The organism is Pseudomonas sp. H11T01, assembly GCF_048515765.1.
Classification (GTDB): Bacteria; Pseudomonadota; Gammaproteobacteria; order Pseudomonadales; family Pseudomonadaceae; genus Aquipseudomonas.
This window is the reverse complement of the sequence record NZ_JBLYED010000006.1, coordinates 258,249-279,825: the sequence shown is the minus strand read 5'-3', so window position 1 is coordinate 279,825 and position 21,577 is coordinate 258,249. Positions and strand designations below refer to the sequence as shown.

19 protein-coding genes are annotated in these 21,577 nt (G+C 59.2%); 13 read left to right on the top strand and 6 right to left on the bottom strand.

Features of this window, described 5'->3' with window-relative positions:
• Positions 1-28 precede the first annotated feature (28 nt).
• The 9 genes from ACN1C3_RS10760 (at position 29) to ACN1C3_RS10720 (ending at position 11,957) form a co-directional block, all read left to right on the top strand.
• A complete protein-coding gene (locus tag ACN1C3_RS10760) occupies positions 29-3,802 on the top strand; it encodes a nitrate reductase subunit alpha (RefSeq protein WP_419115783.1) in 3,774 nt (1,257 codons plus the stop codon).
• 1 nt (position 3,803) lies between these two features.
• On the top strand, positions 3,804-5,342 hold the full coding sequence (gene narH / locus ACN1C3_RS10755) for a nitrate reductase subunit beta (protein ID WP_419115782.1): 1,539 nt from the start codon (positions 3,804-3,806) through the stop codon (positions 5,340-5,342).
• Between the two features lie 2 nt (positions 5,343-5,344).
• Positions 5,345-6,100 (top strand): nitrate reductase molybdenum cofactor assembly chaperone, encoded by a 756-nt coding sequence (gene narJ, locus ACN1C3_RS10750; RefSeq protein WP_419115781.1) that lies wholly within the window; start codon positions 5,345-5,347, stop codon positions 6,098-6,100.
• Entirely contained in the window at positions 6,093-6,773 is a 681-nt protein-coding gene (narI, locus tag ACN1C3_RS10745) for a respiratory nitrate reductase subunit gamma (protein ID WP_419115780.1), read from the top strand. Before narJ ends, narI begins: the two co-directional genes overlap by 8 nt.
• A gap of 10 nt (positions 6,774-6,783) precedes the next feature.
• Complete coding sequence (locus tag ACN1C3_RS10740; protein ID WP_419115779.1) at positions 6,784-7,755, top strand: peptidylprolyl isomerase; 972 nt, start codon at positions 6,784-6,786, stop codon at positions 7,753-7,755.
• A 24-nt stretch (positions 7,756-7,779) separates the two neighbouring features.
• Positions 7,780-8,772 carry a GTP 3',8-cyclase MoaA gene (moaA, locus tag ACN1C3_RS10735; RefSeq protein WP_419115778.1) on the top strand — a complete coding sequence of 331 codons (993 nt, stop codon included), beginning with the start codon at positions 7,780-7,782 and terminating at the stop codon, positions 8,770-8,772.
• A 278-nt stretch (positions 8,773-9,050) separates the two neighbouring features.
• Positions 9,051-11,066 (top strand): ribonucleoside triphosphate reductase, encoded by a 2,016-nt coding sequence (locus ACN1C3_RS10730; RefSeq protein WP_419115777.1) that lies wholly within the window; start codon positions 9,051-9,053, stop codon positions 11,064-11,066.
• Between the two features lie 31 nt (positions 11,067-11,097).
• Complete coding sequence (gene nrdD / locus ACN1C3_RS10725) at positions 11,098-11,265, top strand: anaerobic ribonucleoside-triphosphate reductase (RefSeq protein WP_219060010.1); 168 nt, start codon at positions 11,098-11,100, stop codon at positions 11,263-11,265.
• Positions 11,262-11,957 (top strand): anaerobic ribonucleoside-triphosphate reductase activating protein, encoded by a 696-nt coding sequence (locus tag ACN1C3_RS10720; protein ID WP_419115776.1) that lies wholly within the window; start codon positions 11,262-11,264, stop codon positions 11,955-11,957. The genes nrdD and ACN1C3_RS10720 overlap by 4 nt, the downstream gene beginning before the upstream one ends.
• A gap of 402 nt (positions 11,958-12,359) precedes the next feature.
• Here ACN1C3_RS10720 and ACN1C3_RS10715 read toward each other — a convergent pair whose 3' ends face one another.
• Genes ACN1C3_RS10715 through ACN1C3_RS10700 form a run of 4 tightly spaced genes read right to left on the bottom strand, consistent with a single transcriptional unit; the run spans position 12,360 to position 15,492 of the window.
• Positions 12,360-13,736: a 4Fe-4S binding protein gene (locus tag ACN1C3_RS10715; protein ID WP_419115775.1), complete on the bottom strand. Its 1,377-nt coding sequence runs from the start codon at positions 13,734-13,736 to the stop codon at positions 12,360-12,362.
• Complete coding sequence (locus tag ACN1C3_RS10710; protein WP_419115774.1) at positions 13,724-14,578, bottom strand: FTR1 family iron permease; 855 nt, start codon at positions 14,576-14,578, stop codon at positions 13,724-13,726. Before ACN1C3_RS10710 ends, ACN1C3_RS10715 begins: the two co-directional genes overlap by 13 nt.
• Positions 14,579-14,601: 23 nt before the next feature.
• Positions 14,602-14,952: a cupredoxin domain-containing protein gene (locus ACN1C3_RS10705; RefSeq protein ID WP_419115838.1), complete on the bottom strand. Its 351-nt coding sequence runs from the start codon at positions 14,950-14,952 to the stop codon at positions 14,602-14,604.
• 9 nt (positions 14,953-14,961) lie between these two features.
• Entirely contained in the window at positions 14,962-15,492 is a 531-nt protein-coding gene (locus tag ACN1C3_RS10700; protein WP_419115773.1) for an iron transporter, read from the bottom strand.
• A gap of 512 nt (positions 15,493-16,004) precedes the next feature.
• On the opposite strand from ACN1C3_RS10700, the gene ACN1C3_RS10695 reads away from it, so the two are divergent.
• From ACN1C3_RS10695 to ACN1C3_RS10680, 4 genes are all read left to right on the top strand, one after another.
• Positions 16,005-16,787, top strand: coding sequence for a transporter substrate-binding domain-containing protein (locus ACN1C3_RS10695; RefSeq protein WP_419115772.1), 783 nt, complete (start codon positions 16,005-16,007; stop codon positions 16,785-16,787).
• Positions 16,788-16,844: 57 nt separating this feature from the next.
• The gene (locus ACN1C3_RS10690) at positions 16,845-17,573 is read left to right on the top strand and encodes an ABC transporter permease (protein ID WP_419115771.1); all 729 of its coding nucleotides are present in this window, start codon (positions 16,845-16,847) and stop codon (positions 17,571-17,573) included.
• Positions 17,570-18,280 (top strand): ABC transporter permease, encoded by a 711-nt coding sequence (locus ACN1C3_RS10685; RefSeq protein WP_419115770.1) that lies wholly within the window; start codon positions 17,570-17,572, stop codon positions 18,278-18,280. The genes ACN1C3_RS10690 and ACN1C3_RS10685 overlap by 4 nt, the downstream gene beginning before the upstream one ends.
• 90 nt (positions 18,281-18,370) lie before the next feature.
• The gene (locus ACN1C3_RS10680) at positions 18,371-19,135 is read left to right on the top strand and encodes an ABC transporter ATP-binding protein (RefSeq protein ID WP_419115769.1); all 765 of its coding nucleotides are present in this window, start codon (positions 18,371-18,373) and stop codon (positions 19,133-19,135) included.
• A gap of 53 nt (positions 19,136-19,188) precedes the next feature.
• Here ACN1C3_RS10680 and dsdC read toward each other — a convergent pair whose 3' ends face one another.
• Together dsdC and dsdA are read right to left on the bottom strand one after the other, a co-directional pair.
• Positions 19,189-20,118 (bottom strand): DNA-binding transcriptional regulator DsdC, encoded by a 930-nt coding sequence (dsdC, locus tag ACN1C3_RS10675; protein WP_419115768.1) that lies wholly within the window; start codon positions 20,116-20,118, stop codon positions 19,189-19,191.
• Between the two features lie 78 nt (positions 20,119-20,196).
• Positions 20,197-21,549, bottom strand: coding sequence for a D-serine ammonia-lyase (gene dsdA, locus ACN1C3_RS10670; protein ID WP_419115767.1), 1,353 nt, complete (start codon positions 21,547-21,549; stop codon positions 20,197-20,199).
• Positions 21,550-21,577 lie beyond the last annotated feature (28 nt).

Here is a 21,577-nt window from a genome sequence, read left to right as displayed (position 1 = left end):
CCGCGACAAAGCCTGAGAGGACTACACCGTGAGTCATTTACTGGATCAACTGCGGTTTTTCAACCGCAAGCAAAACGAGTTTTCCGACGGTCACGGAGAGACCCGCAAAGAGTCTCGTGACTGGGAGAACGTCTACCGTTCGCGCTGGCAGTACGACAAGATCGTGCGTTCCACCCACGGGGTGAACTGCACCGGGTCCTGCTCCTGGAAAATCTACGTCAAGAACGGTCTGATCACCTGGGAAACCCAGCAGACTGACTACCCGCGCACCCGTAACGATCTGCCTAACCATGAGCCTCGTGGCTGTCCGCGTGGTGCCAGTTACAGCTGGTACATCTACAGCGCCAACCGGCTCAAGTACCCGAAAATCCGCAAGCCGTTGCTCAAGCTCTGGCGCGACGCGCGGCTGACCATGGCTCCGGTCGAAGCCTGGGCGAGCATCGTCGAGGACAAGGTCAAGGCCGACTCCTATAAAAGCAAACGCGGCATGGGGGGCTTCATTCGTTCCAACTGGGAGGAAGTCAACGAGATCATTGCCGCTTCCAACGTCTACACCATCAAGCAATATGGCCCTGACCGGATCGTCGGTTTCTCGCCGATTCCAGCGATGTCGATGGTCAGCTATGCCGCAGGTTCCCGTTACCTGTCGCTGATCGGCGGCGCCTGCCTGAGCTTCTATGACTGGTACTGCGACTTGCCACCGGCCTCACCGATGGTTTGGGGCGAGCAGACCGACGTGCCGGAATCGGCTGACTGGTACAACTCCAACTACATCATTGCCTGGGGCTCCAACGTCCCGCAGACCCGTACTCCTGATGCGCACTTTTTCACCGAGGTTCGTTACAAGGGCACCAAAACTGTTGCCATCACTCCGGACTATTCGGAAGTGGCCAAGCTCACTGACCTGTGGCTCAACCCCAAGCAGGGTACTGACGCGGCGCTGGCCCAAGCGTTCAATCATGTGATCTTCAAAGAATTCCACCTGGACAAACCGAGCGCCTATTTCACCGACTACGCCAAGCGCTTCACTGACTTGCCGGTGCTGGTATTGCTCAAGCAAATGGTCGATGTGGCGCCGGGCGCCGGTTACCAGCCAGATCGCTTCTTGCGCGCTTCGGACCTGACCGACAACCTCGGCCAGGAAAACAACCCGGAATGGAAAACCATCGCCCTGGATGTCAGCGGTGAACTGGTTTCACCCCAGGGCTCCATCGGTTATCGCTGGGGCGAGAAGGGCAAGTGGAACATCCTCGCCCGTGAAGGCGGCGAAGGCCGTGAGATCGATCTGAAACTGAGCCTGATCGGTGATGACGTCGCCGAAGTGGCGTTCCCGTATTTTGCCGGCGAGTCCCACGAACACTTCCAGCACGTGGCCGGCGATGCCGTGCAATACCGCCGCGTACCGGTACACAACGTGGTGCTGGCGGACGGTAGCGTGGCGAAAGTCGCCACCGTGTTCGACCTGTCGGCGGCCAACCTGGCGATCGATCGCGGCCTCGGTGGCGCTAACGTGGCCAAGGATTACGATGACGCCTCGGTGCCCGGCACCCCGGCCTGGCAGGAGCAGATCACCGGCGTCAGCCGTGAGAAAGCCATCCAGATCGCCCGTGAATTCGCCGATAACGCCGACAAGACCAAGGGCCGCTCGATGATCATCGTCGGCGCGGCGATGAATCACTGGTACCACATGGACATGAACTACCGTGGGCTGATCAACATGCTCATGCTCTGCGGGTGTGTCGGCCAGACCGGTGGCGGTTGGGCGCATTACGTCGGTCAGGAAAAACTCCGTCCGCAATGCGGCTGGCTGCCACTGGCGTTTGGCCTGGACTGGAATCGTCCGCCTCGGCAAATGAACGGCACCAGTTTCTTCTATGCTCACAGCTCGCAGTGGCGCCACGAGAAAATGAGCATGCACGACGTGCTCTCGCCGCTGGCCGATAAGAGCCAGTTCCCCGAGCATGCCCTGGACTACAACATCCGCGCTGAACGCGCCGGTTGGTTGCCGAGCGCGCCACAACTGAACACCAACCCGCTGCATATTTGCCGTGATGCTGCGGCGGCTGGCATGGACCCCAAAGACTACGTGGTCAAGTCGTTGCAGGACGGTTCCCTGAGGTTCTCCTGCGAACAGCCGGACAGCCCGGTCAACTTCCCTCGCATCATGTTTATCTGGCGCTCCAACCTGCTGGGCTCTTCGGGCAAGGGCCACGAGTACATGCTCAAGTACCTGCTCGGCACCAAGAATGGTGTGATGAACGAAGACATCGGCAAGGTCGGTGACTGCAAACCCGAAGAAGCGGAGTGGGTGGACGAGGGCGCCATCGGCAAGCTCGATCTGGTCACCACGCTGGACTTCCGCATGTCCTCTACCTGCGTTTACTCGGACATCGTGTTGCCGACCGCAACCTGGTACGAGAAAGACGACATGAACACCTCGGACATGCACCCGTTCATTCACCCGTTGTCGGCGGCCATTGACCCGGCCTGGGAGTCTCGTTCGGATTGGGAGATTTACAAAGGCATCGCCAAGGCGTTTTCCAGCATGTCCGAAGGGAATCTGGGGGTTGAAAAGGACCTGGTGACCATCCCGCTGATGCACGACAGCGTTGGCGAATTGGCCCAGCCATTCGGCGGCACCGACTGGAAAAGTGCTGGCGTGGCCCCGGAACCGGGCAAGAACGCGCCGAACCTGCACGTGGTGGAGCGTGACTACCCGAATATCTACAAGCAGTTCAGTTCTCTCGGGCCATTGCTGGAAAAACACGGCAATGGTGGCAAGGGCATCAACTGGAACACCGACGACGAAGTGAAGTTCCTCGGTGAACTCAATCACAAAGAAGGTGCCGCCGGTATCAGCCACGGGCGGCCGAAAATCGACACGGCGATCGATGCCGCCGAAGTGATTCTGTCCCTTGCGCCGGAAACCAATGGCCAGGTAGCGGTCAAGGCCTGGGCCGCGCTGTCGGAATTCACCGGGATCGACCACAGCCACCTGGCGCTGTCCAAGGCCCACGAGGCGATTCGTTTCCGAGACATTCAGGCACAGCCGCGCAAGATCATTTCCAGCCCGACCTGGTCGGGTCTCGAGGACGATCACGTCAGCTACAACGCCGGCTACACCAACGTTCACGAAGGGATTCCATGGCGCACCATCACCGGTCGCCAGCAGTTCTATCAGGATCACCCGTGGATGCAGGCGTTCGGTGAGCAACTGATGAGTTATCGGCCACCGGTCAACACCCGCACCATCGAAGGGGTGAAAGGCAAGCGCAGCAACGGCCACACGGAAATCGTCCTGAACTGGATCACCCCGCATCAGAAATGGGGCATCCACAGCACCTACAGCGACAACCTGCTGATGCTCACCCTCAGCCGTGGTGGGCCGATTGTCTGGCTCTCGGAGAACGACGCGAAACGCGCCGGCATCGAGGACAACGACTGGATCGAGTGCTTCAACGTCAACGGCGCGCTGACCGCCCGGGCGGTGGTCAGCCAGCGGGTCAAGGACGGCATGGTGATGATGTACCACGCCCAGGAACGGATCGTGAACGTGCCGGGCTCGGAAACCACCAAGACCCGTGGCGGCCATCACAACTCGGTTACCCGCGTCGTGCTCAAGCCGACCCACATGATCGGTGGCTACGCCCAGCAAGCTTACGGTTTCAACTATTACGGCACGGTCGGTTGCAACCGCGATGAATTCGTTGTGGTACGCAAAATGTCCAAAGTCGACTGGCTCGATGGTTCAAGTGGCGATGACCTGCCACGTCCGCTGCCGACCGATATCGAGGAGAACTGAGATGAAGATTCGCTCACAGATCGGCATGGTTCTGAACCTGGACAAGTGCATCGGGTGCCACACGTGCTCAATCACCTGCAAGAACGTCTGGACCAGCCGCGAAGGCATGGAGTACGCCTGGTTCAACAACGTCGAATCGAAGCCCGGGATCGGCTACCCGAAAGAATGGGAAAACCAGGACAAGTGGAAGGGTGGCTGGATCCGCAATGCCAACGGCACCATCAACCCGCGCATCGGCGGTAAGTTCCGCGTGTTGGCGAACATTTTCGCCAACCCGGATCTGCCGAGCCTCGATGATTACTACGAACCCTTTGACTTCGACTATCAGCATCTGCACACCGCACCGCTGGGCGAACACCAGCCCACCGCGCGGCCGCGTTCGCTGATTTCCGGCAAGCGCATGGAAAAAATCGAGTGGGGCCCGAACTGGGAGGAAATCCTCGGTACCGAATTCGCCAAGCGGCGCAAGGACAAGAACTTCGACAAGATCCAGGCGGACATTTACGGCGAATACGAAAACACCTTCATGATGTATTTGCCGCGTTTGTGCGAGCACTGCCTCAACCCGACGTGCGCAGCGGCTTGCCCGAGCGGGGCGATCTACAAGCGTGAGGAAGACGGGATTGTCCTGATCGACCAGGAGAAATGCCGCGGCTGGCGGATGTGCATCAGCGGCTGCCCGTACAAAAAGATCTACTTCAACTGGAAAAGTGGCAAATCCGAGAAGTGCATCTTCTGCTACCCGCGTATCGAAGCCGGGATGCCAACCGTCTGCGCGGAAACCTGTGTCGGTCGGATTCGCTACCTCGGTGTGCTGCTGTATGACGCCGACCGCATCAGCGAGGTGGCGAGCACCGCCAATGAGCAGGACCTGTACGAGAAGCAACTGGAGATCTTCCTCGATCCAAATGACCCGGCGGTGATTCGTCAGGCCCTGGAAGACGGTGTGCCGCAATCGGTGATCGATGCCGCACAACGTTCGCCGGTCTACAAGATGGCCGTGGACTGGAAACTGGCGCTGCCGCTGCACCCGGAATATCGCACTCTGCCGATGGTTTGGTACGTGCCGCCGCTGTCACCGATCCAGAACGCCGCCACCGCTGGCACCGTGGGCATGAACGGGGTAATCCCGGATGTCGACAGCCTGCGTATTCCGCTGCGTTACCTGGCCAACCTGCTGACCGCAGGCGATGAGAAACCGGTCAAGCGCGCGCTCAAACGCTTGTTGGCGATGCGTGCCTACAAACGTTCCGAGCAAGTCGATGGCGTCCAGGACCTGCAAGTGCTCAAGGATGTCGGGCTTAGCGTGGCTCAGGTCGAGGAGATGTATCGCTACCTGGCGATCGCCAACTACGAAGACCGTTTTGTGGTGCCCAGTGCCCACCGTGAAGACGCCATGAGCGATGCGTTCGCCGAGCGCTCGGGCTGCGGTTTCAGTTTCGGCAGCGGTTGTAGCGGCAGCTCCGACACCAACATGTTCGGCGCCAAGAAAGCCAACCGCCGCGACATCCTGAAAACCGTCCAGTTGTGGGAGGAATGAGCATGCGCATTCTCAAAGTGATTTCGCTGCTGCTCGATTATCCGACCGAGACCCTGATAGCGGGTCGTGACGAACTGGAACAGGCGATTATCCAGTCCCGGGAAATCAGCCCCAAGCAGCGCGGCGCGTTGTTCGAGTTGCTTGAGCTGATCTGCGCCAATGACCTGATGGACGGGCAGGAGCACTACGGTGCGCTGTTCGGTCGGGGGCGCTCGCTGTCGCTGCTGTTGTTCGAGCATGTGCATGGCGAATCCCGCGACCGCGGTCAGGCCATGGTCGACATGATGGCGCAATACGAAGCCGCCGGGTTTGCCATCGGCGTCAAGGAGCTGCCGGACTATATCCCGCTGTACCTGGAGTTCCTCTCCACCCGCGAAGACATCGAGGCTCGCGAGGGCCTGGCCGATGTCTCGCACCTGCTGGCGTTGCTGGCGGCACGTCTGGAGGAGCGCGAAAGCGCTTACGCCAGCTGCTTCCGGGCGCTGCTGCAAATTGCCGGGGCCGAACCCCATCAGGCGGTGGCCGACCTGCGCGCACAGGTCGCCGCGGAACCTCGCGACGACTCCCTCGAAGCCCTCGACAAGATTTGGGAAGAGGAGGCTGTGGACTTTCTCCAGGCCGAACAGCAGGACCGTTGCAGTGGACTGCCAAGCGCACCGGGCAAGGCCCGCGAGGAAAGCGCAGTACCGCTGCACTGGGTGGATTTTCAGCATGAAGGGCTGGCCGTCGTGCCTGCCGAGGAGGTGGGCAATGTCTAAATGGAATCTGATGTTATTTGGGGTTTATCCCTATGTTGCCCTGGCGATTTGCCTGATTGGCAGTTGGGCCCGCTTCGATCTCTCGCAGTACACCTGGAAGGCTGGCTCCAGCCAGATGCTCAACCAGCGCGGGATGCGCGTGGCGAGCAACTTCTTCCATATTGGTGTGTTGTTCGTGCTGGCCGGGCACTTCGTCGGTCTGCTGACGCCGGCGTCGGTTTATCACCATGTGATCAGCACTGAGAACAAGCAGTTGCTGGCGATGGTCTCCGGCGGGATTTTCGGCCTGCTGTGCCTGGTCGGTCTGCTGATGCTGGTCAATCGGCGGTTGACCGATCCACGGGTTCGCGCCACTTCCAGCGTTTCGGACATTCTGATTTTGCTGGTGCTGCTGGCGCAGTTGCTGCTCGGTCTGCTGACCATCGCGGCCTCCACCGAGCATATGGACGGCTCGGTGATGGTGATGCTCGCCGATTGGGCGCAGAACACTGTGCTGTTGCGTCCGATGGAAGCAGCGGCGTCCATAGCGCCGGTCGGCTTGACCTACAAGCTGCACGTGTTTCTCGGCTTGACCCTGTTCGTGTTGTTCCCCTTTACCCGTCTTGTACACATGGTCAGTGCACCGATCTGGTACCTGGGACGGCGTTATCAAATCGTTCGGCAGAAAATCTGAGGAGGCAATCATGTCAGGTGGATGTGGATGTGGCGGCGGTAAAGGGGGCAGCGGTGGCTGCGGTTCTTCAAAACAAGCGGAGTCTTCTGCGCCTGGCGTCGACGACATCGCGCCGGCCGGAGCGGTGCAGTTTGAAGCGCTTGCGGTTGAACCGGCGGCTGCCGACGGCGCCCCGGCGCAACTGATCGCCAGCAGCGAACAGGAATGGCCGATCATCAGCGTCAACGAGGTATCGATCACCCCCGAGGCTCTCGCCCAGGAGCTGCAATATCACCCGGCCGAAAGCCGCGAGGAGGCGGTCTATCTGGCCGCCAGGGCGCTGGTGATCCGCGAGTTGTTGCAGCAGCGCATTGCCGAACTCGACCTGTCGTTGGAGATTGGCGCCGGTGAAAACGAAGAGGAAGCGGCCACCCGTTTGTTGCTTGAGCGGGAGGTGCAAGTGCCTCAGTGCGACGAGGAGACCAGTCTTCGTTATTACGAAAACAATCGCGGACGCTTCCACAGTGCGCCATTGCTGGCAATACGGCACATCCTGCTCGAATGTGCGCCGGAGGATGCCGAGGCCCGGGGCCTGGCGCACGATCAGGCCGAAGTCCTGCTGCAGCGTCTGGTGGATTTTCCCGGAAGCTTTGCCCAGCTTGCGCTGAACTATTCGGCTTGTCCGTCGAAGGCCCAGGGCGGTTCTCTGGGGCAGATCAGCAAGGGCCAGACCGTGCCGGAGCTGGAACGTCAGCTGTTCACCCTGGCGCCCGGGCTGGCCAGTAAACCGCTGGAAAGCCGTTACGGCTGGCATGTGGTCAGTGTCGATCAACGAATCGAAGGCATGCCGCTGCCCTATGAGGTGGTTTCCACGGCGATTCATACGCAGTTGCAGCAGGGCGTCTGGCAGAAAGCCCTGGTGCAATACCTGCAAACCCTGATCGGTGCTGCGGATATTCGCGGTATCCACTTGCAGGGCGCCGACTCACCACTGGTGCAGTGACCATTGGGCAAACCGGGAGATGTGATGAACGCTGTGATGCAGGATGGTTTTGGGCGGCAGATCGATTATCTGCGGATGTCGGTGACTGATCGGTGTGATTTTCGCTGTGTGTATTGCATGGCGAAAAACATGACTTTTCTGCCACGTCAGCAGGTCCTGACGCTTGAAGAATTGCAGCGCTTGGCGACGCTGTTCGTCGGCCTCGGGGTGCGCAAAATCCGCCTGACCGGCGGCGAGCCGCTGATCCGCCCCGGTATTGTCGGGCTGTGCCGCAACATTGCCGCGTTGCCCGGTTTGCGCGAACTGGTGATGACCAGCAACGGCTCGCAGCTGGGCCGTCTGGCCCGGCCGTTGGCCGAGGCCGGGGTCAAGCGGATGAACATCAGCCTCGATAGCCTGGACGGGCAGAAGTTTCGCGCCATCACCCGCAACGGCGATCTCGATCAGGTGCTCAACGGCATCGAAGCGGCGCGCGGTGCGGGTTTTGAACGGATCAAACTCAACTGCGTAGTCATGAAAGGGCGCAACTTCGATGAAGTCCTGGGGTTGGTGCAGTACGCCATCGAGCAACACATCGATATCAGCTTTATCGAAGAAATGCCCTTGGGTGACGTCGGGCGTTCGCGGGGGGAGTCGTTTTGCTCCAGCGACGAGGTGCGGGCACTGATCGCCAGCCGTCATCGGTTGCTCGACAGTACTGAAAACAGCGGCGGACCTGCGCGTTATGTGCGCCTGGAACGCCACCCCGATACCCGTATCGGTTTCATTTCACCCAACAGCCACAACTTCTGCGGCAGTTGCAATCGGGTCCGGATGACGGTCGAAGGGCGGCTATTGCTCTGCCTCGGCCAGGACGACTCGCTGGATTTGCGTAGTTTGCTGCGCCGCTATCCGCTGGATGACCAACCGGTGATCAACGCGGTGCAAAAGGCGTTGAGCGGTAAGCCCTTGCGCCACGATTTCAACCCGGAAGGGGAGGTGCAGATTTTGCGTTTCATGAACATGAGTGGCGGTTGAGCCGGATGCGGTTTGTAAAACAAAGGAAAACTAATGTGGGAGCGGGCTTGCTCGCGATAGCGGTCTATCAGTCAACATTGATGTTGAATGTGATGGCCTCTTCGCGAGCAAGCCCGCTCCCACATTAGATTTTCGCGGCTCTGAATCAGGTGTCTGGATTCCCTTTTGCCATCGATTTTTGACGTCGATCAATTGCAGATCGGTGCTTTTCCCGTAGCCTTCACTATATGTTGTGTTTTATATAGTTAAAACATCTATATGTGGTGTATGGAGGCCAAATGCAGAGCACGCTGATCTCAGTAGGGTATAACCGTTTGCACAAACGCGATGGCAGCCTGGTCGCCTTCGATGCGGACAAGATCCGTCAGGCGTTGATCGCCGCCGGCAAGGCCACCGGGGAGTACACCGAGGTCGAAGTCGAGGGGTTGCTCGAAGCGGTACTGGCCCGACTGGAAGGGCAGGCGCGATTGCATGTCGAGCAGATCCAGGATCGGGTCGAACGGGTCCTGATGGACGCCGGTTTTTTCCTCGCCATGCGCGCTTACATCGTCTACCGCGAACAGCACGGGCGCTTGCGCCGTGACCGCCGGACCATGGTCGAGGTGGCGACTTCGATGAACGAGTACCTGGACCGTGAAGACTGGCGCGTGCAAGCCAACGCCAATCAGGGCTACTCCCTGGGCGGGCTGGTGCTGAATGTGTCGGGCAAGGTCACCGCTAACTATTGGCTGGACGAGGTGTATAGCGAGGCGATCGGTCAGGCCCACCGCGAGGCGGATTTGCATGTGCACGATCTGGACATGCTCGCCGGTTACTGCGCCGGTTGGTCGCTGCGCACCCTGTTGCACGAAGGCCTGAATGGTGTACCCGGACGTGTCGAAGCCGGCCCGCCGAAACACCTGAGCAGTGCCCTGGGACAGATGGTGAATTTCCTTGGCACCCTGCAAAACGAATGGGCCGGTGCCCAGGCGTTCAGCTCGTTCGATACTTACCTCGCGCCCTATGTGCGCCAAGACAAGCTGAGCTATCAGGACGTGCGCCAGGCGATCCAGGAGTTTATCTACAACCTCAACGTGCCCTCGCGCTGGGGCACTCAGACACCCTTTACCAACCTGACCTTCGACTGGGTCTGCCCGCAGGATTTACGTGAGCAGATACCCATTATTGGCGGTGAGGAAATGCCGTTTGCCTATGGCGACTTGCAGGTCGAAATGGACTTGCTCAACCGCGCCTATATCGAGGTGATGCAGGCCGGCGATGCGAAAGGGCGGGTGTTCACCTTTCCGATACCGACCTACAACATCACCCATGACTTTCCATGGGACAGTGAAAACGCCGATCGCCTGTTCGAGATGACTGCGCGTTACGGGCTGCCGTACTTCCAGAACTTCCTCAATTCGGATCTGCAACCCAATCAAGTGCGCTCGATGTGTTGTCGTTTGCAGCTGGATGTCCGTGAGTTGCTCAAGCGCGGCGGCGGCTTGTTCGGCTCGGCGGAGCAGACCGGCTCGCTGGGGGTGGTCACTATCAACTGTGCGCGTCTGGGCTATGTGTTCAAGGGCGATACCAGCGGTTTGCTGCAGCGCCTGGACACCCTGATGGAGCTGGCGATGGAGAGCCTGGAGGTCAAACGCAAGGTGATTCAGCATCACATGGACGCCGGTTTGTACCCCTACACCAAGCGTTACCTGGGCACTTTGCGCAACCATTTTTCCACCATCGGCCTCAACGGCCTGCATGAAATGCTGCGCAATTTCTCTGGCGACGAGCAGGGCATGCACACCGAACAGGGCCGACAGTTTGCCTTGAATCTACTGGACCATGTGCGCGCCACCTTGCTGCGATTCCAGGAGGAAACCGGCCACCTGTACAACCTCGAAGCCACTCCGGCCGAAGGCACCACCTACCGCTTCGCCAAGGAAGACCGCAAGCGTTACCCGGACATTCTCCAGGCCGGCAGCGTCGAGGCACCGTATTACACCAATTCTTCGCAACTGCCGGTGGGCTACACCGACGATCCCTTCGAGGCGTTGGAGCTTCAGGACGAACTGCAATGCAAATACACCGGCGGCACGGTGCTGCATCTGTACATGGCCGAGCGGATTTCCTCGACCCAGGCCTGCAAGCAACTGGTGCGCAAGGCACTGGGACGTTTCCGTCTGCCGTACCTGACCGTGACCCCGACCTTCTCCATCTGCCCGGTGCACGGCTACCTCGATGGCGAGCATGAGTTCTGCCCCAAATGCGACGAGGCACTGCTGCTGCGTGAGCAAAGCCTCGGCGCCGTTCATTGATTTCGATTCACTCAACCCAAGGAACTTCACCATGAATGCATCGCAAACATTGCCCCAGGCTCAACGTCAACGCTGCGAAGTCTGGACTCGGGTGATGGGTTATCACCGCCCGGTATCGGCCTTCAATCCGGGCAAGCAGTCCGAGCACCGCGAGCGGGTCCACTTCACTGAAAGCGCGGCGCTGGCCGGGCGCCAATGAGTCGAATGCTTCGGGTCGGGGGCATGGTGCCCCTGACCACTCTCGACTATCCGGGACAGCTGGCCTGCGTGTTGTTTTGCCAGGGTTGCGCCTGGCGCTGTCGTTACTGCCATAACCCGCAATTGATCCCGCCTCGCGGCAGCGAAGAAGTGGAGTGGTGTCGGGTCCTGGCGTTTCTGCAACGTCGTCAGGACTTGCTCGATGCAGTGGTGTTCAGCGGCGGTGAGCCGACCTTGCAGGACGGTTTGCTCGGCGCTATGGACGAAGTACGGCAGATGGGCTTTCGCATTGGTTTGCACAGCGCCGGGATTAAGCCGGCCGCTTTTGCCAAGGCAGTGACGGGGGCCGATTGGGTTGGTTTCGACATAAAGGCCTTGCCTGAGGATTGTCAAACCATCACTCGGGTCGGGGGCAGTGGTGCCGCTAACTGGCGCAGTCTGGAGCATCTGCTGGCCAGTGGTGTTGACTATGAGTGTCGCACCACGGTGCATTGGCATTTGTTTGACCCGGCGCGGTTGTTGATTCTGGCGCGGCGGTTGAGTGCTCAAGGGGTCAAGCGTTTTGCGGTGCAGTTGGTCAGGACGGCGCGGATGCTGGATCCGCATTTGTCGGGTGTTTCGGCGCAGGTTGAGCAGGCGGAGTTGTGGGCTGCGATGCGGGAGTTGTTTCCGGAGTTTGTGTTGCGGGGGTGATCCCGCGGCCTGTCTCTCGCGGATGTACACCGATCCAATGTGGGAGCTGGCTTGCCTGCGAAGGCGGCCTGACAGCCGGCCTGTCTCTTGCTGATGTACATATCCATTTCTGCGGTAACGGCCACTTAGGGTTTCGCTTTTACAGCGAGTCCCTTTGGCAAACGCCCCAAAGGAACCAAAAGTCTTCGCCCCGAGCGTTCGGCCCCTCGCCAAGGCTCGGTGTTCCCTCGCTACGGTGTCCATCAGGGGGCATCGCCCTCCGGTCTGCTTCGCGACGACCTCCATGCGATGTTCTCGGCTTCGCCGAGGGGCGCTGCGCGCCAGTCCCCTGATGAACACCTCCGCTCGGCCTGCCGAAGGGGCGGGTAGATCAAGATCAAAAGCCAAAGCAAAGAACTACCGCTACCAACCCCAAAATTGCAGCCACCAGCCATATCCCACCAAGCCATTGGCCAATAACAGGCAAACGCTGCCTGCCAGGCGCCGAGCGAGGGAAACACCTTCGCGCCCCAGCACCTTCCATCCCAACACCAAACTCCAACCCATCGCCGCCATCAACAGCAACGCCCTTGCCGGCTGCACCCACTCCAGCAGCAGACCTTCATAGCGCAGTAACTTCACGGTGGTCGCCGACAGCCCCAGAAACAGTCCGGCACCGCCAAGGGGTGTCAGCGTCAGGGCCAGGGGCGAATACAGTGCCGAATTTCCCGCCAGTCGCGCCGTCAGACGCAACAGAATCAGCAACGCCGTACCCAGTAGTAATGAACTCAAACTCAAGTAGACCACGATGCTGAAACCGTCGAGCCAGCTGAAGCTGTCGTTGAGTTGCGGGTAATGGGTGAGCAGCCACCAGGGCGCGTTGTCTTGCAATGGCCAAAGCAGATCCTGTTCGACCAGCCATTGTGCGAGCTGTTGTTTGAGTGCGATGAACCATGGGCTGACAGTCCACTGAAACGCGCCCATGGCCAGGCCGATTACGCCGAACAGCAGTAATCGTGCATCCCAGGGCGATAGCGTGTGTGCCGTTGACTGAAGTATCTCTTGATTACTGGAGCGTGCGATCAGCCGAACCGCACCGCGTTGCCCGCTGCAGCGTCCGCAGGCGTGGCAGTCGCTGGCGCCTTGCAGGCGTCGGATATCGAGCAAGGGGGCGCAGTTGGGCGGTGGCAGGCGTGGCGCGGCATTTTCCAGCCAACGCTGTTCATCCACCTGAAAATGCACGGGCGCCAGTCGGGCGAGCAGGGCGAAGACGCCGCTGACCGGGCACAGGTAACGGCACCAGACCCGTTTGCTGCGGGCGAATAGCAAGCCGACGATGACCGCCGCGACGGTCGAGCCGCCTAGAATCAGCAGCGCCGCCTGGGCGTAGTCATAGACGCTGATCAACTGGCCGTAAAGGGTTGTCAGGCAGAACGCCAACGTTGGCCAGCCGCCCCAGCGCACCCAGCGTGGTACGCCCAAACCTTTGCCATAGCGGCTGGCCCATTCGCTCAGTGAACCTTCCGGGCACAGCACCCCGCACCAGAGTCGGCCGAACAGCACCATCGACAACAGCACGAACGGCCACCAGATACCCCAGAACAGAAACTGCGCGAGCAGGGTCAGGTTGTCGACGATCCGTGCCTGGCTGTCCGGCAGTGGCAGCAGCGCCGGTAGTAACAAGAGCAGCGTATAGATGAGCACGACCGTCCACTGCACGGCGCGAATCACTGGCGCGTGCCGACGCATCCTGTCGCCTATTTGCTGGAGCCATTGATTGCGGCGACTCAGGCCGCGCATGGGACTTTTCCCATGGCGCGTTGCCGTAACCAGCCGCCGACGGCCAGCCAATAGCCGACCCACACCAGCAAGGTCATACCACTGGGAGTCGCTCGGTAACCGGTAAAACCGGCCAGTAAGCCACCCAACCCTCGGCTGTCACTGAGCCACGCGCTGCTGTCCCAGAGGGCTTCGCCAACGCCGCTATAAACTATCTCCGGCAGATCCAGGGCGAGCAATTGTCCGCCGATTCGCTCGGTGCCGCTGACCAACAATGCCGCACCGAGCAGGAGCAGCAGGGCTTCGCTGATTGCAAAGAATCTCTGCCATGAAATGAATCGGCGGCTGCTGTGCAGCAGGGCGACGGTCAACGCCGCCAGCACCAGTCCCGATACCCCACCGACCGCAAACAGTCCGAGCTGCGGGCCGCGCAACTGAGCCCCTGCACCGTAAAGAAACACCACGGTTTCGCTGCCTTCACGGCTGATCGCGAGCATCGCCAGCAGCAACAGCCCGAGGCCGCCTTGTTGGGACAGGTGGCTATCGGCGTGTTGCCGTAAGTCATGCTTGAGGGTGCGTCCGTGACGGTGCATCCAGCCAACCATTTGCACAATCAGCAGGCTGGCAACCAGCGCCAGTGCAGCCTGGAACCATTCGCTGGCCGATCCGCTCATGGCTTCGCCGGCAAACAGAATCAGCACCGCCAATAACCCCGACAGCATCAACCCTAGTACCACACCGGCCCACAAATATCGGGCCAGACAATTGCCCTGGTTTTGCTGGCTGACCCAGGCCTGGAGAATGCCGATCACCAGCAGCGCCTCGACGCTTTCGCGCCAGACGATGAACATTGATTGATTCATGGAAAGCTCCGTGCACGACCAGGTTATTGAGCGAGGATGGCGCCTTCGGGCAATTGCAGATTGAACTCGTCGAAGAACGGATAGCGGCCGGGCCTGAGGGGGTGAATGACCACGAAGGTTGTCACTCCCGGTGACAGGACTTTTTCAACCCGCAGCGGCGTGCTTTCAAACTCTGCCGGACCTTGGCCGATGTTTTTCAGGACGATTTTGAAACGTTGCCCAGCCGGTACTTCCAGCAAGGCGGGGGTGAAGTGCCCGTCGCGCAGGCTGAGCTCATAGCTGGGCATTTCGGCATAGGCGGTCAATGGCGTGACCGCCCAGGCCAGAATCAGCCAGGCGAGGTGTCTCGACGGGCCGCGGCTCTCAGGCGGCATGCGGTCCATTCAATAACCGCCTTTTTTACCAATACCGGCGTAGATGAACTCGTAGTGCAGTTCGCAGCGCTCGAACCACGGCGCCACGCCGGTTTCCTTATCCGTATGGCGACCGAGGGAGGCATGACCGCTGGGTGGCAAGACGGTGAAGGTCAGTTGGTATTTGCCGGGGCCGAGCAGCTTCACGTTGTCGCCATAGTGCGGACCGTCATTGGCGACCATCGCGTGGAAGTCGCCTCTGAGTTCCGGCTCGCTGCCCTGCTTTTTCAGAGTGAAAGAGACATTGAGGTAGGGCACGAAACTGCCTTCCTGAAAGCCTTGGCGATTGTCGGCGGTGGCCCGCATGTCGGCTTCCAGATGAACATCGGAATCCGCGGTGGCCCGCATCATCCCGGCAGGGGCCATCTCGATCGGTTGCAGATACACCGCCCCGACTTCCAGCCCCGAGCACAATTGCGGCTCCCCGATCGGGTATTCCTTGGCGTGGGCCAGGGGTGCAAGCAAGAGCAGGGCAAGTGACAACGAAAAGGGGGTACGCATTAAGTCTTCCTGGGCACTGACGAGTAAGAGCTCGAGTCTAGGAGATCTTCTTGCGAATAATAATGATTACCGTCAATTTTTAGAAAGATACGACTACAAGGAGGCGAGAAAGCATTCGAGCACTTTTTCTTGTTGTATATACAGGTACAAAGTAATCGAGGCCGGTAACGTCGCTGAGCCCCGGATGGGCTGAATCGCGCGCATAAACCCATCTCAAATTGTTACCGGACGCACCAGTGTGGCGCAAAACGCTGCACCGGTAACAGTCCCCGAACGCGCCTCAAAAATTTTCGACCATTTATTTGTCGCCTCGTAAGCGCCGGCCCAGAAGGTTTCCAGCCGATTTGAGCACCTTTTTGAGCGGCCAACTCACAAGTTGGCCGTTTGATTGCATAGGCCTGTACGTACAAGTAGGGCTATGTGCGTAAGAGTCATGGGCGTTTTGAAGTACGCCTTCCAATAACAATAATTCTGCGCCACAAGCGCTCGTATTGGTTTTTAGGGATTGAATAATGAAAAAAACATTGATGACCCTTTCTGCGCTGACTTTATGCATGGCGACAGGCGTAGCGCTGGCCAAGGAATATAAAGAGCTGCGCTTTGGTGTTGACCCTTCCTACGCACCATTCGAGTCCAAAGCGGCTGATGGTAGCCTGGTGGGCTTCGATATCGACCTGGGCAACGCGATCTGCGCCGAGCTGAAGGTCAAGTGTAAATGGGTCGAAAGCGACTTCGACGGCATGATCCCTGGCCTCAAAGCCAATAAGTTCGACGGTGTGATTTCGTCCATGACGGCCACACCAGCCCGTGAGAAAGCCATCGACTTCTCCAATGAGCTGTTTTCGGGTCCCACCGCACTGGTCTTCAAGAAAGGTACTGGCATCGACACTGACCCGGCATCGCTCAAAGGTAAAAAAGTGGGCTACGAGCAAGGCACCATCCAGGAAGCCTTCGCCAAAACCGTACTGGACAAGGCGGGCGTCACCACTCTGGCCTATGCCAACCAGGACCAGGTCTACGCTGACTTGATCTCCGGTCGCCTCGATGCCTCGATCCAGGACATGCTGCAAGCCCAGCTGGGCTTCCTGAAGTCGCCACTAGGTGCCGATTTCGAAGTCAGCAAGCCGGTCGATAGCGAGCTGCTGCCAGCGAAAACGGCGGTGGGTATCGCTAAAGGCAATGCAGAACTGAAAGCCCTTTTGGACAAAGGTATCAAAGCGCTCCACGACGATGGCACCTATGCCTCTGTCCAGAAGAAGCACTTTGGTGATCTGAATCTCTACAGCGGCAAATAATGTTCCGGCGCCCGTTCCCAGGACGGGCGCTTTTTTTGATTGCCAAAGGCCTGACCCATGTTCGAAAACCTGCTGCAGATTCTGGGGCTTTCCGCTTTCAGCTTGAAGGGTTTCGGCCCGCTGCTGATGCAAGGCACCTGGATGACCGTCAAATTATCGATACTGTCGCTGCTGTTGAGCGTTCTGCTCGGCCTGCTCGGCGCCAGCGCCAAGCTTTCCAGCGTCAAGCTGTTGCGTGTTCCGGCGCAGCTCTACACCACGCTGATTCGCGGGGTGCCGGATCTGGTGCTGATGCTGCTGATTTTCTACAGCCTGCAAACCTGGCTGACCAGTCTCACCGTGGCGCTGGAGTGGGACTATATCGAGATCGATCCGTTCAGCGCCGGGATCATTACCCTGGGGTTCATCTACGGTGCCTATTTCACCGAAACCTTTCGCGGCGCGATTCTCGCCGTGCCGCGCGGGCAGATGGAAGCCGCAACCGCCTACGGCTTGACTCGCAGCCAGCGCTTTCGCTTCGTGGTGTTCCCGCAAATGATGCGCTTCGCCCTGCCGGGCATCGGCAATAACTGGATGGTGATTCTCAAGGCCACCGCGCTGGTGTCGATCATCGGCCTCGCCGATCTGGTCAAGGCCGCTCAGGATGCCGGTAAAAGCACCTATCAACTGTTCTTCTTTCTGGTGATTGCAGCGCTGATTTACCTGCTGATTACCAGTGCTTCGAACGTCGTCCTGCGCTGGCTGGAACGGCATTACGCGTCGGGTTCTCGGGAGGCTGTGCGATGATCGAACTTCTGCAGGATTACTGGAAACCTTTCCTCTATAGCGACGGCTACCACATCACTGGCCTGGCCATGACCATGTGGCTGCTCAGTGCCTCGATCTTCATCGGTTTTCTGGTGTCGATCCCACTGTCCATCGCCCGGGTTTCACCCAAGCTTTACCTACGCTGGCCGGTGCAGTTCTACACCTACCTGTTCCGCGGTACGCCGCTCTATATCCAGCTGCTGATCTGCTACACCGGGATCTACAGCATCGCCGCCGTTCGCGCGCAGCCAGTGCTCGATGCGTTCTTTCGCGATGCAATGAACTGCACCATCCTCGCCTTCGCCCTGAACACCTGTGCGTATACCACGGAGATTTTCGCCGGGGCGATCCGCAGCATGAACCATGGCGAAGTCGAAGCTGCAAAAGCCTATGGCCTGACCGGTTGGAAACTGTATGCCTACGTGATCATGCCCTCGGCCCTGCGTCGCTCGTTGCCGTACTACAGCAACGAAGTGATCCTGATGCTGCACTCGACCACCGTGGCCTTTACCGCGACCATCCCGGACATATTGAAAATTGCGCGGGACGCCAACTCGGCGACCTTTTTGACCTTTCAATCGTTCGGCATTACTGCATTGATCTACTTGAGCGTCACCTTTGCGCTGGTCGGTTTGTTCCGCCTTGCCGAACGCCGATGGCTGGCCTTTCTTGGCCATGCTCACTAGGATTTCTGCATGCGCTCCTGATTGCCCATGTCGACGCTCGCGAAGCCTGCGCAGCGGCTACCTATTTTCGTTTTGAGGATGCTTGCACCCATGTACAAACTGACCATTGAAGATCTGCATAAAAGTTACGGCAGCCACCAGGTGCTCAAGGGCGTCTCTCTGAAGGCCAAAACCGGTGATGTGATCAGCCTGATCGGCGCCAGCGGTTCGGGCAAGAGCACCTTTCTGCGCTGCATCAACTTTCTCGAAACCCCCAACAGCGGGGCGATGAGCCTGGACGACCAGCAGATTCGCATGGTCAACGATCGCCATGGTATGCGCGTGGCCGACGATGCTGAACTGCAACGAATCCGCACCCGTCTGGCGATGGTGTTCCAGCACTTCAACCTGTGGAGCCACATGACGGTGCTGGAAAACATCACCATGGCCCCGCGTCGGGTGCTGGGTGTCAGCAAAAAAGATGCTGAGGATCGGGCTCGACGCTATCTGGACAAGGTCGGTCTGCCGGCCCGGGTCGCTGATCAGTATCCGGCGTTCCTCTCTGGCGGTCAGCAACAGCGTGTGGCGATTGCCCGGGCCTTGTCCATGGAGCCGGAAGTCATGCTGTTCGACGAGCCAACCTCGGCCCTCGACCCGGAACTGGTGGGCGAAGTGCTCAAGGTGATTCAGGGCCTGGCGGAAGAAGGTCGCACCATGATCATGGTCACCCACGAAATGAGCTTCGCTCGCAAAGTGTCCAACCAGGTGCTGTTTCTGCATCAGGGGCTGGTCGAAGAGCAGGGTGCTCCCGAGGACGTGCTGGGCAACCCCCAGAGCGAGCGGTTGCGTCAGTTCCTCAGTGGCAACCTGAAGTAAGTCCCATCATCCGTATGGAGCCCGGCGAAGGTGGCATTCTTTTTCGCCGGCGCTCACGTACATTCGTGCAGCCAGTCAATCAATACCTGGACGCGCTTTGGCACGGGATTGCGGTGAGGGTGGACCAGGAAGTAATCGTAACGCCCGGGCTGGGTAAAACCGCCAAAGGGCAGGATCAACTCACCTAGATCTATTCGTCGTTGCACCAGGCGCTGGCGACCGATGGCTATACCGACATTATTGATTGCCGCGGTAACGCATAAGTCGGAACGATCAAAGGTCAGGCTTTTAGTCGGTAGTGAGGACAGCATGCCTCGATGGCCGGCCCACAGCTGCCACTCAGCATCGTAAACGGCGTTTTCCCAGGCCAAAGCGTCGTGCAGAAGGGTGCAGGTGCGCAGGTTTTCGGGGTTCTCCAGCAAACCATGTCGATGAGCATATTGCGGGCTGCAAACGGGGGCGATGGTTTCACTCATCAGTTTATGGCTGACCAGGCCAGGGAATTCGCCGTTGGCATACAGCAGGGCCAGGTCGATATTCTGGGTGCGGAAATCGATGCTGTCGTTTCCGACGCGGATATCCAATGAGATTTGAGGGTAGCGTTCGTGAAAATCGGCCAGGCGTGGCACCAGCCAGCATTGAGCGGCTGAAGGACGGGAATACAGCGCGACTGAACCGGAAATTTCCGAGTTGGGTGATTGTTGCAACGCCTCCGTCAACTCCTCCATGACCCCTTGCAGAATCATGAACACTCGCTCGCCCTCGACAGTCAGCCGAACCTGGCGTGTCAGGCGTTCGAACAGGCGCAGCGACAGTGCTCGCTCAAGCCTGCCAATGCGATGGCTCACGGCACTCGGTGTCAGGCAAAGTTCTTGCGCGGCCAGGGAGAAGCTCAGGTGTCGAGCCGCCACCAGAAAGGTATGCAGGTTGGCAAACTGCGTGCTATTGATTTGGGCCCCAGGTCGGGGGGGAAGGTTCAGCATCAATAGGGTACTCCGCTGGCGAAAATCGATGGATCCGTGCCCCTGCATTGAGCACGGGCACGGACCGACGATCAAGGTTTATTGCAGTGCCAGGAGCACCCGTCCTTTAGTCAGGTAGGCGTCCATTTCTTCGTTGGGCACCATGCTGCCTCCAGTGCCCCACACCAGATGGGTGGCGTTGGCCAGGCGAGATTCGGTCAGGTTCAGACGCTCTCGATAACCCTGCTGCTCCTGCAGAACCCTGATCAGGCCAGGAACGCCTGCCAGCGCGGAGGGTTCCAGTTTAAGGCCTTCGGTCGATTCCATCAGGGCCAGCAGGCGGTACATTTCCTCATCGCTGATCGTGTAGTAACCGTCGAGCATGCGTTGCATCGAACGACCGACGAAACCGGACGGTCGACCCACCGCCAAGCCATCGGCGGCAGTGCTGTTGTCGATGCCGAAGTCATAGACCGACACCGCATCATGCAGGCCGGTATACACCCCCAGCAGCATGCAAGGCGAGTGAGTCGGTTCGGCGAAGATGCAATGCACCGCGTCACCAAAAATGTGCTTTAGGCCAAAGGCAACGCCGCCAGGGCCACCGCCTACGCCGCACGGCAGGTAAACGAACAGGGGATGTTCTTGATCAACGGTGATGCCCGCCGCCGTCAGCTGTCGCTGCAAGCGTTCAGCGGCCACGGCATAGCCCAGGAACAGGTTGACCGAGTTTTCATCGTCGACAAAATGGCAGTGCGGATCGGACTCCGATTGTTTACGGCCTTGCTCGACGGCGACGCTGTAATCGGACGCGTACTCCATCACGGTGACCCCGCAAGAGCGCAACTTGTCTTTCTTCCATTGCCGCGCGTCGGCGGACATATGCACGGTGGCCTGAAAGCCCAGACGCGCACTCATGATGCCGATGGACAGACCCAGATTGCCGGTGGAGCCGACGGCGATACTGTACTGAGCGAAAAATGTGCGGGCTTCCTCGCTGTCCAGTTTCGCGTAGCTGTCGCCGGGTTGAATCAGGCCCGAGGCGAGAGCCAGGTCTTCGGCATGCTTGAGTACTTCGTAAATCCCGCCACGGGCCTTGATCGAGCCGGAGATCGGCAGCAGGTTGTCGGCCTTGAGCCACAAGGTGCCCTGTGATGCCTGCGGGTGTTGGCTGGCCAACGCCGCCTGCAATGTAGTCAGGGGTAAAATCTCGGACTCGATGATGCCGTGACTGGCGCGGGTCTCTGGAAAAGCCGACATGATAAACGGTGCAAAACGCTCAAGCCGGGCGCTGGCATCAGCGATATCGGCGGCGGTCAAGGCCACGTCGCTCAATGCCTGTGCGGTAGGGGCGAGGGCAGGGTTGAACCAGGTGGTTTCCTTCAGGTTCACCAGTTCGGCGATCAAGGGGTGGCTTTCGCACCATGTTTCGATGGTTTTATCCAGGATCATCTTGTTACTCCAGACTTTGAATTGCAGA

Bases quoted from the DNA above. Each gene is read 5' to 3' on its own strand.
- narH (WP_419115782.1), top strand. From the start codon at position 3,804: ATGAAGATTCGCTCACAGATCGGCATGGTTCTGAACCTGGACAAGTGC.
- narJ (WP_419115781.1), top strand. From the start codon at position 5,345: ATGCGCATTCTCAAAGTGATTTCGCTGCTGCTCGATTATCCGACCGAG.
- narI (WP_419115780.1), top strand. From the start codon at position 6,093: ATGTCTAAATGGAATCTGATGTTATTTGGGGTTTATCCCTATGTTGCC.
- ACN1C3_RS10740 (WP_419115779.1), top strand. From the start codon at position 6,784: ATGTCAGGTGGATGTGGATGTGGCGGCGGTAAAGGGGGCAGCGGTGGC.
- moaA (WP_419115778.1), top strand. From the start codon at position 7,780: ATGAACGCTGTGATGCAGGATGGTTTTGGGCGGCAGATCGATTATCTG.
- ACN1C3_RS10730 (WP_419115777.1), top strand. From the start codon at position 9,051: ATGCAGAGCACGCTGATCTCAGTAGGGTATAACCGTTTGCACAAACGC.
- nrdD (WP_219060010.1), top strand. From the start codon at position 11,098: ATGAATGCATCGCAAACATTGCCCCAGGCTCAACGTCAACGCTGCGAA.
- ACN1C3_RS10720 (WP_419115776.1), top strand. From the start codon at position 11,262: ATGAGTCGAATGCTTCGGGTCGGGGGCATGGTGCCCCTGACCACTCTC.
- ACN1C3_RS10715 (WP_419115775.1), bottom strand. From the start codon at position 13,736: ATGCGCGGCCTGAGTCGCCGCAATCAATGGCTCCAGCAAATAGGCGAC.
- ACN1C3_RS10710 (WP_419115774.1), bottom strand. From the start codon at position 14,578: ATGAATCAATCAATGTTCATCGTCTGGCGCGAAAGCGTCGAGGCGCTG.
- ACN1C3_RS10705 (WP_419115838.1), bottom strand. From the start codon at position 14,952: ATGCCGCCTGAGAGCCGCGGCCCGTCGAGACACCTCGCCTGGCTGATT.
- ACN1C3_RS10700 (WP_419115773.1), bottom strand. From the start codon at position 15,492: ATGCGTACCCCCTTTTCGTTGTCACTTGCCCTGCTCTTGCTTGCACCC.
- ACN1C3_RS10695 (WP_419115772.1), top strand. From the start codon at position 16,005: ATGAAAAAAACATTGATGACCCTTTCTGCGCTGACTTTATGCATGGCG.
- ACN1C3_RS10690 (WP_419115771.1), top strand. From the start codon at position 16,845: ATGTTCGAAAACCTGCTGCAGATTCTGGGGCTTTCCGCTTTCAGCTTG.
- ACN1C3_RS10685 (WP_419115770.1), top strand. From the start codon at position 17,570: ATGATCGAACTTCTGCAGGATTACTGGAAACCTTTCCTCTATAGCGAC.
- ACN1C3_RS10680 (WP_419115769.1), top strand. From the start codon at position 18,371: ATGTACAAACTGACCATTGAAGATCTGCATAAAAGTTACGGCAGCCAC.
- dsdC (WP_419115768.1), bottom strand. From the start codon at position 20,118: ATGCTGAACCTTCCCCCCCGACCTGGGGCCCAAATCAATAGCACGCAG.
- dsdA (WP_419115767.1), bottom strand. From the start codon at position 21,549: ATGATCCTGGATAAAACCATCGAAACATGGTGCGAAAGCCACCCCTTG.